Source organism: Bacillus sp. PDNC022, from assembly GCF_016919285.1.
GTDB classification, from domain to species: Bacteria; Bacillota; Bacilli; order Bacillales; family Bacillaceae; genus Bacillus; species Bacillus safensis.
On record NZ_CP070345.1, the window covers coordinates 731,626 to 744,865 of the forward strand.

Sequence of the window (13,240 nt, forward strand, 5' to 3'; positions counted from 1 at the left end):
ATCATCTTCTTCCTTGATAAAATCATTTCACTATAGAAGTGTAATCGATACTGTTACATCAGTTCAAAGTATTTGCTCATAAGCTCAGCATCAAAAAATTGCCGCCTAGTCATGCAAACAAATATTCGGTACACTAGAATGAGAGGTGGACGCAATATGAAAAAGAAAACAATGAACGAACTGATAGAAGAATTAAAGAAAGACGAACAGGTAGAGCATTGGCATGAAATTGAAGCAAAGCCTGCACAGACCTCTCCCGTTCCGGAAAGAGTGGATGACAGGCTAAAAAAGGCACTTGAAAAACGAGGCGTGAAAGAATTGTACATTCATCAAAAAGAAGCCTTTGAACGTGTAATGAATGGTGAGCATGTAGTGACTGTTACACCAACTGCTTCAGGTAAAACGCTTTGCTACAATCTGCCTGTTCTTCAGTCGATTGCAGAAGACCAGACAAACCGCTCTCTTTATTTATTCCCAACAAAAGCGCTCGCACAGGATCAAAAGAGTGAACTTAACGAGATTATCCACGAGATGGATGTTCCGATTCATAGTGAAACATATGATGGGGACACCTCCCCAGCCATTCGGCAGCGAGTCAGACAAGCAGGACATATTGTCATCACTAACCCAGATATGCTGCATTCAGCTATTTTGCCTCATCATACGAAATGGGTCAGCTTGTTTGAGAATTTGAAGTATATTGTCATTGATGAGCTTCATACATATCGAGGTGTGTTTGGCAGTCATGTGGCCAATGTGATTCGCAGGTTAAAGCGAATTTGTGCATTTTACGGAAGTGATCCGGTGTTTATTTGTACTTCCGCAACGATTGCGAATCCAAAAGAGCTGGCGCAGCAGCTCACAGGGAGCAAAGTGCATCTTATTGAACGAAACGGAGCGCCTAGCGGTAAAAAGAATTTTGTGTTTTATAACCCGCCAGTGGTGAATAAGCCATTAAATATTAGACAAAGCGCTGCAACTGTCGTCAATCAATTGGCTAAAACATTTTTAAAAGAAAAAATCCAAACGATCGTATTTGCTAGAAGCAGAGTACGGGTAGAAGTGATTTTAAGTCATATTCAAGAGCTTGTGAAAAAAGAAATCGGTCCAAAATCGATTCGCGGGTATCGGGGTGGCTATTTGCCAAAGGAGCGGCGCGTGATTGAAAAGGGATTAAGAGAAGGGGACATTTTAGGAGTCGTCAGCACGAACGCACTAGAATTAGGGGTAGATATAGGTCAGCTAAAGGTGTGCATTATGACGGGGTATCCTGGCAGTGTAGCGAGTACATGGCAGCAGGCAGGACGTGCTGGAAGACGTCATGAGGAGGCGCTCATTATCATGGTGGCGAGTTCCTCACCCCTTGATCAATATATTGTCAGACACCCTGAATATTTCTTTAATAGACCGCCTGAAGCAGCCAGAATCAATCCTGAAAACCTCATTATTTTAGTGGATCATCTAAAATGTGCTTCTTACGAGCTGCCATTTCGGACGGATGAACAGTTTGGCGACATGGAAGTAGAAGACATTTTGCAATACTTACATGAGGAAGGGGTTCTTCATTTTAGCGGGAACCGGTATTATTGGTCAGATCAATCGTTCCCAGCGCATGGGATCAGCCTGCGGTCTGCAAGCCAGGAAAATGTGGTGATTGTGGATCAATCCGACGTAGCGAATGTTCGGATTATTGGAGAGATGGATCGATTCAGTGCAATGACATTGCTTCATGATGAAGCGATTTATTTACATGAAGGGGTTCAGTATCAAGTAGAAAAGCTAGATTACGAGCATTTGAAGGCTTATGTGAAACAGGTGGATGTAGAATACTATACAGATGCTAATTTAGCTGTTCAGCTCAAGGTGCTTGAAATTGATCAGACGACAGAGAAAGAAGCGGTATCTGTTCACTACGGTGATGTGACCGTCAACGCAATGCCGACCATTTTCAAAAAAATCCGGCTCAGCACCGGTGAAAATATCGGTTCTGGTCCGATTCACTTACCTGAAGAAGAAATTCATACAAGTGCGGCCTGGTTTGAATTACATGAAGCAGAGCGGAGATTTGAAGAGAAAACACTTGAACAGCTGCTGCTTGGCATCGCAAATGTTCTTCAGCACATTGTACCTGCTTTTGTGATGTGCGATCGCTCAGATATTCATGTTGTTTCACAAATTAAAGCGGCACATACCGGTAAACCGACAGTCTTTTTATATGACCACTACCCTGGCGGAATCGGCTTAAGCAAAGAAGTCCAAGCTCGTTTCGATGAAATAGCAGGTGCAGCCATTCAGCTGATAGAGCGGTGCCGCTGTGAGAACGGCTGTCCATCATGCATTGGCATGGAAATGAAAGAGGTCAATGGAAAAAGCAGCATTGTTGAATTGATGTCTGTATTTTAAGGGAAAGGAGGAAGGCACCTACTTATGTCTTTAAAAGGAAAATTAAATCGAATGAAGAAGCACCTGTCGCACAACCAGCCAAATGAAAAACGGCAAAAAGCAGTGGAAGGACAACATCAGCCTGTGACGGCCGAAAACATCCCATTTTTAAAGGAATGGGAGCAATTGGGTGCAGCTCCATATCACTTTGAGGATTCCTTTTGTCTCATTCGAGAAGTCACCTATTCATTAAATGATAAGCATGGACTCTACTCGTTTGCGGAACTGCCAAAGATCATCGAGGCATGGAACAAAAGCGGCATCCAGCATTCTCTATCGGCTAAAGGTTACAAGCCGCATGAACTGTTTTTCTTTGATACAGAAACAACAGGATTATCTGGCGGGACGGGAAATATGATCTTCTTGCTAGGACATGCACGGGTTTTTGCTGACAAAGTAGTCGTGAAACAGCACCTGCTCACGAATCCGGGAAATGAAGCGGCTCTTTATAAAAGCTTTCTCGATGAAGTGAACGTAGAATCTCTAGTAACATATAATGGAAAATCATTCGATTGGCCGCAAGTGAAAACGAGACATACCTTATTACGAGATCAAATCCCTGCACTTCCAGAGTTTGGCCATTTTGATCTTTTGCACGGGTCAAGACGATTGTGGAAGCATAAATATGAACGAATGGCGTTGTCCGTGGTTGAAAAAGAAGAGCTGCACGTCCACCGGGAAGGCGACACACCGGGTTTTTTGGCACCGATGATCTATTTTCATTTTTTAAAGGAACAAAATCCTAAGCTCATTGAAGGGATTTTGACTCATAATGAATTAGACGTCCTATCATTAATCAGCCTCTACATTCATCTATCCAAAAAAATTCTTTCTATGGATGCGGTAAAGGAGCACGATGAGAAATATGCACTGGCTAGGTGGCACCTTGCGCATCGTGATGTACAGGAAGCCACGAAGCATTTGCGGGAATTAACAGGTGCTGATTTTGAGCATGCCAATCAGGCAGCTTATGATCTCTCCTTACAATATAAACGGCTAAACGAATGGGATGAAGCGATTAGAATATGGGAAACATTATTTGAATCAAGTGATGTCCATTTAGCATTAAAAGCGGGTATAGAGCTTGCGAAGTTTAAAGAGCATCGCCAAAAAGATGCAAGGTCAGCTCTTTCCATCACAGAATCTTTATTATCTTTCTCATCGTTAAGCGAGCGAGACACGGAAGAGCTTGAGAAGCGAAAAAAACGGCTATTGAGAAAAGCTGGGCAATGAAATATTATTACCCGGGAAAGCGCAAAAAATGACAACGTTCGGCTCTCGGCCGAAAATAAAAATTGTTTAGCACTTTTATTGTAGAAAAGCCGCGAATCCTGTAAAATAACGTTAGATATTGGATGAGGAGCGTATAGCATGTATAAGGGTCTTTTCTACTTGTTTTTTCTTGTGGTCATTTTGGTCGCTTTTGTGTTTTCAAACTATAAAGATATTTTTCTTGCCAACTTTTAAAATAGGTTAATGCATTAGTACATGTACACCTCTTGATTCATACATTGTTAATGTAAGAAAATAAAGGAGAGGGGAATGCTACATGTACCATCATCATCATTGCCATCCGAATGTTACACAGCCAATTGTTCATCCGACGAATCATTGCTGTACACACAGCGAGTCAACAACAATTGTGCCGCATATCCACCCGCAGCATGTGACAAATGTTCACCATCAAAATTTCCAACATGTTCACTACTTCCCGCATACGTTTTCTCAGGTGGACCCGGCAACACATCAACACTTTAACTGCGGTGGACCTTGCTGTAACAGATAAAGTGAATGGGACTTTTATAAGTCCCATTTTTTAAAAGCAGGTGAAAAAATGAAAATTATTGCTGTCACAGGGTACAAGCCGTTTGAGCTTGGGATATTCAAACAAGACGAGCCTGCACTTCAATACATAAAAGCGGAGCTTCAAAAAAGGCTGACAGCCCTTATCGAAGAAGGTCTGGAATGGGTTCTCATATCAGGCCAGCTTGGGGCAGAAATTTGGACAGCCGAAGTGGTGTTTGAGCTTCAGGAGGAATATCCAGCGTTAAAACTTGCAGTCATTACGCCATTTTACGAACAGGAAGAGCGCTGGAATGAACAAAACAAAGAGTTGTATGAAGGAATTGTTGCACAGGCCGATTTTGTAGAAAGTGTCACGCATAGACCGTATGAAAGTCCGGCACAATTTAAACAAAAGAACCGCTTTTTTATTGAAAAAACAGATGGTCTACTCGTCTTATATGATCCCGAGCATGAGGGATCACCGAAGTATATGATAAGAGAAGCGGAAGCCTATACCGATTACCCCATTATGTACATCACGATGGATGATCTAAGAGCGCAGGTTGAGGCGGAAGATCCGTTTTTTGATTAAAAGCAAGAGAAAATTTGACAACGTCACGTATTTCTGAAAAAATATACTATGAATTCACGATATGAGGTGAAAAAGATGCTTGCTGATAAAGTAAAGCTTTCTGCGAAAGAAATTTTAGAAAAAGAATTTAAAACAGGTGTCAGAGGGTACAAACAAGAAGAAGTCGATAAATTTTTAGATATGGTCATTAAAGACTATGAGACCTTCAACCAAGAAATCGAAAAACTTCAACAAGAAAACCTTCACTTGTCAAAACAGCTAGAAGAAGCTGTTGAACAAGGGAAAAGACAGCCTGCACAGTCTAATACAACGAACTTTGATATTTTAAAAAGACTATCGAACCTTGAGAAACACGTTTTCGGCAGCAAACTTTATGATTGAGTCTTGCTGAAAAAGCTTGTGCCAGATGTCATTGTCGTTTATAATAACGCTTGTTGATTAACGTTCGGGTAATCGCTGTAATGCTATTTAGGGCATTGCAGAGGAAAGTCCATGCTCGCACGGTGCTGAGATGCCCGTAGTGTTCGTGCCTGGCGAAAAAATAAGCCAGGGCAGCCTGGGAAAGGCTGACGGCAGGAAAAATGCCTACGTCCTTTTAGGATATGGCAAAGTATCCTTGAAAGTGCCACAGTGACGAAGTCTCACTAGAAATGGTGAGAGTGGAACGCGGTAAACCCCTCGAGCGAGAAACCCAAACTTGGTAGGGGAACTTTCTCAAAGGAACCAAACGGAGAGAAGGACAGAGAATTCTGTAGATAGATGATTACCACCTGAGTACGAGGCATTTGCCGTTTGCAGTACGATGGAACAAAACATGGCTTACAGAACGTTATATCCGTTATAATAAACATGATGAAAACAAAGCTCTCCTATTTCAACATATGGAGAGCTTTTATCTTGAATACATAAAAGAACGAGAAAACAGGTGATAAATCAATGAAAACCTATACACTCATCGCAACAGCGCCAATGGGAATCGAAGCAGTTGTTGCAAAAGAAGTAAAAGACCTTGGCTATGAGTGCACAGTCGACAACGGAAAAGTGATTTTTAAGGGAGATGCTCTGGCGATTTGCCGTGCAAACCTTTGGCTGCGTACAGCAGATCGGATCAAGGTACAAGTTGCTGAATTTTCGGCAAAAACATTTGATGAGCTTTTTGAACGGACAAAGGCGATTGACTGGGCCGCTTTTTTACCGAAAAACAGTACGTTTCCTGTCATCGGTAAATCTGTAAAATCTCAGCTTGCCAGTGTGCCGGACTGCCAGCGCATCGTCAAAAAAGCCATCGCGCAAAAGCTCAAATCCTCCTACAACATTCAATCTGATTGGCTTGAAGAGACAGGACCTGAATATAAAATCGAGATCGCTCTTTTAAAAGATAAAGCTGTGCTTACTCTTGATACATCTGGGGTGGGTCTTCATAAGCGCGGATACCGCGTAGATCAAGGCGGAGCACCTATTAAAGAAACGCTTGCTGCTGCGCTCGTCTTATTAACGAACTGGACACCTGACCGTCCGTTTGTGGATCCTTTCTGTGGATCAGGAACAATCGCCATTGAAGCAGCCATGATAGGACAAAATATTGCCCCAGGATTTAACCGGGAATTTGCGTCTGAATCATGGGAATGGATCGGTGAAGACGTATGGAACAAAGCGCGTGTGGAAGTAGAAGAAAAAGCAAACTATGACCAGCCGCTCCGCATTATTGCTAGTGATATCGACCATCGTATGGTAGACATTGCAAAAATGAATGCAGAAGAAGCAGGATTAAGTGAACTGATTGAGTTTAAGCAAATGCAAGTAAAAGACTTTCAAACAAAAGAAGAGTACGGTGTGATTGTCGGAAATCCTCCTTACGGTGAACGACTGAGTGATAAACCAGCAGTTGAAAAAATGTATCAAGGAATGGGTGAAGCGTTTAAGAACCTAGACACCTGGTCCATTTACATCTTAACGTCACACGAAAAATTCGAAGAGTGCTTCGGAAGAAAAGCGACTAAAAAGAGAAAACTGTTTAACGGATTTATCAAAACAGATTATTATCAATATTGGGGAAAACGCCCGCCTAGAAAACAAACAACCGAATCGTAATAAAAAGCCGCACCGAAAAAAAGGTGCGGCTTTTTTGTGCTGAAAAGGTATAACTCCTCGCATGGCGGAATAAACTGAACTTGATTTTAAAAAAAGAGGTGTCTTCATGATTCATTATGATCAAATTCAGTTAATCCAAAAAGCACTCACTTCGACTGCTCAAGAAATAGAAGGGCATGAAGGTGGACAATCTGCTCAGCTTACGGCAGCCATCGAAGATTTAGCACTGGCTCAGGCATACATAGAACGTTCTGAGCATGCTTTTTTAATGAAGGAAAACTATCAACATCGCCTGCGCTCATAAAAAAAGATTGTGTTTCCCCAGCGTAAATGGTACTATTGAATGTCTGAATGATTCAAAAGTTGGGGGTTGAAGCAGGTGACAGCATCTCGTTTGCCTTTTTCATTATCAAAAGAACATAATTTTTACGAAGAACTGGGCAACTGGATTGGTGATGTGTTTTATGACATTTTGCCAGAAAAGGGCTTTGATCTTCGAGATGAACAAATATTTATGGCTTTTCAGCTAGAAAGAGCCTTTAAAGAAAAAAGTGTAATGTTTGCCGAAGCTGGGGTAGGCACAGGCAAAACCATCGTCTATCTTTTATTTGCCGTCACATATGCAAGGTATACAGGGAAGCCTGCAATTATTGCATGTGCGGACGAAACGTTAATTGAACAGCTCGTTAAACAAGAAGGTGATATCTATAAAATTGCCAATCACCTTGATATTCAAATAGATGCGAGATTAAGTAAATCGCATGATCAATATTTATGCTTAAAAAAACTAGAAAAAACGATGCAGCGTGAAGATGATGAAAAGTGGCTTGATATTTATGAAGCACTGCCTTCATTTGTTCATGAATCTCATGGCATGCAAACCTTTTATCCGTATGGCGATCGAAAAGAGTATCCAGAATTATCAAATGATGAATGGTCACGAATTGGCTATGACTCATTTCAGGACTGCCTGACGTGCGATATGCGTCATCGCTGCGGTCTGAATTTATCAAGAGATCATTACCGGAAAGCGACAGACCTCATCATTTGTTCACATGATTTTTACATGGAGCATGTGTGGACGAAAGAATCCCGAAAACGTGAGGGCCAGCTTCCGCTGCTTCCTGAGCATAGCTCCGTTGTCTTTGATGAAGGACACCTTCTCGAGTTTGCCGCACAAAAAGCGTTGACTTACCGAGTGAAGCAATCAACGCTCGAAACATTTTTGGAGCGTCTTTTACAAAACGATATACGTGAAGAATTTGCAGAGCTTGTTGAAGATGCACTTGCAACAAACGATGAGTTCTTTTATCTTTTAAAAACACATGCCAAAGAAGTCAAAGGCTCGCACCGGCTTGAAATTGGGCGTGTGGATGAGGTAAAGCGTTCTGCAAGTGAATTGTGTGACTTGCTTGAAAAAATCGGAGAAGCGCTCGTGTTTGAATCTGAGATGTATACGATCGATCAATACGAATTATCTGTTGTGGAAGAATACATTGAACAAATGGCGTATTCTTTATCGCTTTATCAAAAAAATGCCATTAGCTGGCTGGAAAAACAGGAATTAGATACAACATTTGTTGTGATGCCGAAGACGGTTGCAGAGGTGCTTGGCGAAAAAGTATTCTCGCAAAAAAGACCATATATTTTCTCTTCCGCTACATTGTCTGAGAATCAATCCTTTGATTATTTAGCTGAAAGTCTTGGGATTAAAGATTACTTATCAATGAGTGTCGCTTCACCGTATGATTACGATGAACAAATGAAGATTTATTTCCACGGAATTCAGCAGCTCGCTGAACAAGAGGAAAAAGCACAGCAAGTGATCACACAGCTGAAAGAAAATGGAGGACGATCTCTGATATTATTCCCTTCATTTGACGAACTCCATTTCTTTAGAAAGCAGCTTGAAGCAGCAAATGAATCACTGCCGTTTGACGTATATTTTGAGGGAGACGAGGAAATCAGCTCGATTGTTCAAAAGTTCCAAGCAGATGAGACATCCGTGTTATGCTCTGTTCATCTGTGGGAAGGGCTTGATATTCCAGGTCAATCATTAACGAATGTGATCATCTGGGGACTTCCTTATCCGCCGCATGATCCGGTATTTGAAGCGAAACGGAATGAAGCAAAGGATGCACATGCTGAAGTTGACCTTCCGTATATGCTGCTTCGCTTACGCCAAGGTATCGGAAGACTGATCCGGACAAGCCAAGACGCAGGAAGCATTCATATTTACTTTGACCGTCAGGAAGATACTGAGCTTCAAAGTAAAATTGAATCCGTCCTGCCAGTGAAGCCCATCATCACATCTTAAATAGGTGAAAACTTGCAAATGAGGAGGATACCACTGTGTATCCTCCTTTTTCATTGACAAAAGAACATTCATTGAAGTAGCCTTGAAACGTACATACATATTTTATTGATTGGGGGAACAAACGCATGAGTCTAGAAGCAACTGAGAAAGCGTTTTATCAATTACTAGGGAAAATCGCCCATTATACAGAGGCGCTCCATTTACTTTATTGGGACTCTAGAACACAAGCACCTAAAAAAAGTGCAGATTTTAGAGCTGAAACGATCGGTCAATTATCAAGTGATATTTTTAATATGAAGACTTCTGATGAAATGAGAGATATTCTTCTCGCATTAAACAAACATCGAGATGAGCTGTCAAAAGATACACAGAAGGCGCTCGAATTATCACAAAAAGAGTATGATGAAAATAGCAAAATTCCGAAAGAAGAATTTAAAGAATACTCGATTTTACAGTCAAAAGCAGAGCATGTTTGGGTAGAAGCAAGGGAGAAATCAGACTTTTCACTCTTTGCACCATACTTAAAACAGCTCATTGACTTTAACAAGCGTTTCATCCAATATTGGGGCGTGAAAAAAACGCCTTATGATGTGCTGCTCAATAACTATGAGCCAGATATGACGGTTGAACAGCTTGATCAAAAATTTGGTGCACTTCGTGACGCCATCGTTCCTCTCGTGAAAAAAATTGAAGCCTCTCCTAATAAGCCGGATACTTCATTTTTATCGAAAAGCTTTCCAATCGATAAACAAAAGGAATTGAGCCTCTTTTTCTTAAAAGAATTAGGATATGACTTTGACGCAGGCCGCCTTGATACAACGGTTCATCCATTTGCAGTGACTTTAAGCAGAGGCGATGTACGTGTAACGACCCGTTATGATGAACATGATTTTCGAATGGCGATCTTTGGCACGATTCATGAATGTGGTCATGCGATCTATGAGCAAAACATTGATGAAGCACTGAGCGGAACGCTTTTATGTGATGGCACTTCGATGGGTATCCATGAATCACAGTCTCTTTTCTTTGAGAACTTTATCGGCAGACACGAAGATTTCTGGAAAACGTATTATCAAAAACTGCAAGAAGCCTCTCCTGAGCAATTTAAAGATGTTTCATTAGAAGACTTTGTGCATGCAGTGAATGAATCGAAGCCGACTTACATTCGAATTGAAGCCGATGAACTGACGTATCCGCTTCACATTATCATCCGCTATGAAATTGAGAAAGCAATTTTCAATGAAGAAGTAGCGGTTGAGGATCTGCCTGCACTTTGGAATGAAAAATATCAAGCGTATCTTGGCATTACGCCTCCTAACGATGCACTCGGTATTTTGCAGGATGTTCACTGGTCTGATGGAAGCTTTGGATATTTCCCTTCATATGCCCTTGGTTATATGTATGCGGCGCAATTAAAGCAGCAAATGATCAAAGATTTACCAAATTTTGATGAGCTCATTCAAACTGGGTCTTTTGCACCGATAAAAGAATGGCTGACGGAACATGTTCACCAGCATGGAAAACGGAAAAAGCCATCTGAAATCATTCAAGATGCAACAGGCGAAGAATTAAATGTTCAATATTTAATCGACTACTTAACGGATAAATATACGAAACTGTATTTATCATAAAAGAAGGGCACCCTTTCATGAGAAGGGTGCTTTTCTGATGCTTGAATATTCTAAAAACGAACATTTGGTGCTGATCTATTATTTAAGTTCGGTATTTTTCTAGAAAAGTGCTTTCCAAGCGTATGAAATCTTGTTATAATTTGAACACTATAACACTCATATAATCGCGTGATGATGGCACGCAAGTTTCTACCGGACACCGATACGGTCCGACTATGAGTGAGCAAAATGAAACAGCTCTTGTTTGAGCTGATGATCCGTGGATCGTTTTCGCATTGCTTGCTCCTCATGGACAGCAATGCTTTTTTTATGCAAAAAATTGAATGTTTGCCAATATGCTAGGGGGAAGAATGATGGAATTGTTACGTCAAAAAATTGAGAACGAAGGAATCGTTCTGTCAAATCAAGTGTTAAAGGTGGATGCTTTTTTAAATCATCAAATTGATCCTGTGTTAATGCATGAGATTGGGCAAGAGTTTGCTAGATTATTTAAGCATGATGGCATTACAAAAATCATCACAATCGAATCTTCAGGCATCGCGCCTGCTGTGATGGCTGGGCTTGCTCTTCAAGTACCTGTTGTGTTTGCAAGAAAACGTCAATCACTCACATTAACGGATAACCTGTTAACAGCCAGTGTGTACTCTTTTACCAAAAAAGTAGAAAGCACGATTGCTATTTCAAATACACATTTGAGTGAAAATGATTGTGTGTTAATCATCGATGACTTTTTAGCTAATGGTGAAGCTGCGAAAGGGCTTGCTGCGATTGCAAAGCAAGCGAAGGCGAAAGTAGCTGGATTTGGCATTGTCATTGAAAAGTCATTCCAGCCCGGAAGAAATGCGCTTGTGCAAATGGGCTACCGCGTTGAGTCCCTCGCACGTATTGAATCACTTGAGGAAGGGAAAGTCACGTTTGTACGGGAGGTACAATCATGAGTGCCGCTAAAAAAGTCAAAACGCTCTCGCTTGGCATTCAGCATGTGCTGGCGATGTATGCCGGTGCTGTTCTTGTGCCGCTCATTGTTGGAGATGCGCTCGGGCTCACGCCTGCACAGCTGACTTACTTAATCTCTGCAGATATTTTCATGTGCGGGGCTGCCACATTGCTTCAAGTATGGAAAAACCGCTTCTTTGGGATCGGTCTGCCTGTTGTATTGGGATGTACATTTACTGCAGTTTCTCCTATGATTGCGATTGGCTCTAAGTATGGAATATCGTCTATCTATGGAAGTATTATTGCTTCGGGGTGTATCATCATTCTGCTTTCCTTTTTCTTTGGGAAGCTTGTGAAATTTTTCCCACCTGTCGTGACAGGGTCTGTCGTCACCATTATTGGGATAACCCTTATTCCAGTAGCGATGAACAATATGGCAGGAGGAGAAGGAAGTGCTTATTATGGTTCTTTTGAAAATCTAGGCCTTGCTTTCCTTGTGCTGTTTATCATTGTACTGCTCTATCGATTCACAACTGGCTTTATGAAGGCGATCGCCATATTAATCGGTATTCTCCTTGGGACAGCCGTTGCTGCATTCATGGGGAAAGTGGAAACAGCTGAGGTGGCAAACGCCCAGGTTTTCCGCATGATTGAGCCATTTTATTTTGGCATGCCGACCTTTGAATTTGCACCGATCATGACCATGACGTTAGTTGCGATTGTGTCATTAGTTGAATCAACAGGCGTTTATTTCGCACTAGGTGATTTAACAAACCGTTCATTAAAAGAGAAGGATTTGGCTAAAGGCTATCGGGCAGAGGGGATTGCTGTGCTATTAGGCGGAATATTCAATGCTTTTCCGTACACAGCCTACTCGCAAAACGTTGGATTGATCCAGTTAACAGGCGTCAAGAAAAACCAAGTTATCGTTGTGACAGGTGCATTGCTCATGTTATTTGGACTTTTTCCTAAAATTGCTGCATTTACGACGATTATTCCAAAGTCCGTTCTTGGCGGCGCAATGGTTGCGATGTTTGGGATGGTCATTGCCTACGGTATTAAAATGCTCTCGCGTGTGGATTTTGCCAAACAGGAAAACCTGCTCATTGTTGCATGCTCAGTGGGGATCGGCTTAGGTGTCACCGTTGTGCCGCAAATGTTTGAGCATCTGCCAGAATCAATCAAATTATTAACAAGTAATGGCATCGTGGCCGGTAGCTTTACCGCTATTTTGCTTCATATTATTTATCACATGATTCCTTTTAAAAAAGAAGCCGGGCATGACCTGGTAGAAGAACCTAAGCAATCTGTTATGTAAACCCCTCTCTTGGAGAGGGGTTCAGATTATGGACAAAGAGCTAAAATGACCTTTTATTTTAGCTCTTTGTCTTCTTTTTAGCTTGATAAAAAACCTTTGAAGTCCTAGGATCCTAGGAAGGAGCGTGT

The 13,240-nt window shown here is 41.5% G+C and carries 11 protein-coding genes, 1 other RNA gene and 1 riboswitch; all 12 genes read left to right on the forward strand.

Translation table 11 applies throughout. From position 1 onward, the window contains the following. Positions 1–156: 156 nt before the first annotated feature. A complete protein-coding gene (locus JVX94_RS03950) occupies positions 157–2,403 on the forward strand; it encodes a DEAD/DEAH box helicase (RefSeq protein ID WP_197198198.1) in 2,247 nt (748 codons plus the stop codon). Positions 2,404–2,427: 24 nt separating this feature from the next. After that, positions 2,428–3,675, forward strand: coding sequence for a ribonuclease H-like domain-containing protein (locus JVX94_RS03955; RefSeq protein WP_197198197.1), 1,248 nt, complete (start codon positions 2,428–2,430; stop codon positions 3,673–3,675). Between the two features lie 316 nt (positions 3,676–3,991). Then, positions 3,992–4,228 (forward strand): spore coat protein CotD, encoded by a 237-nt coding sequence (cotD, locus tag JVX94_RS03960; protein WP_080967839.1) that lies wholly within the window; start codon positions 3,992–3,994, stop codon positions 4,226–4,228. Positions 4,229–4,276: 48 nt separating this feature from the next. Then, positions 4,277–4,819, forward strand: a complete 543-nt coding sequence (locus tag JVX94_RS03965; RefSeq protein ID WP_170123411.1) for an SLOG family protein — start codon at positions 4,277–4,279, stop codon at positions 4,817–4,819. Between the two features lie 75 nt (positions 4,820–4,894). Then, positions 4,895–5,200: a cell division regulator GpsB gene (gene gpsB / locus JVX94_RS03970; RefSeq protein WP_012010336.1), complete on the forward strand. Its 306-nt coding sequence runs from the start codon at positions 4,895–4,897 to the stop codon at positions 5,198–5,200. A 60-nt stretch (positions 5,201–5,260) separates the two neighbouring features. Further along, positions 5,261–5,646, forward strand: an RNA gene (gene rnpB, locus JVX94_RS03975) — RNase P RNA component class B. A 109-nt stretch (positions 5,647–5,755) separates the two neighbouring features. Next, on the forward strand, positions 5,756–6,910 hold the full coding sequence (locus tag JVX94_RS03980) for a THUMP domain-containing class I SAM-dependent RNA methyltransferase (protein WP_144470931.1): 1,155 nt from the start codon (positions 5,756–5,758) through the stop codon (positions 6,908–6,910). Between the two features lie 106 nt (positions 6,911–7,016). Then, positions 7,017–7,214 carry a hypothetical protein gene (locus JVX94_RS03985; protein WP_111290353.1) on the forward strand — a complete coding sequence of 66 codons (198 nt, stop codon included), beginning with the start codon at positions 7,017–7,019 and terminating at the stop codon, positions 7,212–7,214. Between the two features lie 75 nt (positions 7,215–7,289). Further along, positions 7,290–9,227 carry an ATP-dependent DNA helicase gene (locus JVX94_RS03990; RefSeq protein ID WP_205184588.1) on the forward strand — a complete coding sequence of 646 codons (1,938 nt, stop codon included), beginning with the start codon at positions 7,290–7,292 and terminating at the stop codon, positions 9,225–9,227. A 125-nt stretch (positions 9,228–9,352) separates the two neighbouring features. Beyond that, positions 9,353–10,858 (forward strand): carboxypeptidase M32, encoded by a 1,506-nt coding sequence (locus tag JVX94_RS03995; RefSeq protein WP_205184591.1) that lies wholly within the window; start codon positions 9,353–9,355, stop codon positions 10,856–10,858. A 136-nt stretch (positions 10,859–10,994) separates the two neighbouring features. Further along, positions 10,995–11,094, forward strand: a riboswitch (purine riboswitch). A 117-nt stretch (positions 11,095–11,211) separates the two neighbouring features. Then, complete coding sequence (gene xpt / locus JVX94_RS04000; RefSeq protein ID WP_041117773.1) at positions 11,212–11,796, forward strand: xanthine phosphoribosyltransferase; 585 nt, start codon at positions 11,212–11,214, stop codon at positions 11,794–11,796. Further along, on the forward strand, positions 11,793–13,112 hold the full coding sequence (pbuX, locus tag JVX94_RS04005; protein ID WP_205184593.1) for a xanthine permease PbuX: 1,320 nt from the start codon (positions 11,793–11,795) through the stop codon (positions 13,110–13,112). The genes xpt and pbuX overlap by 4 nt, the downstream gene beginning before the upstream one ends. Positions 13,113–13,240 lie beyond the last annotated feature (128 nt).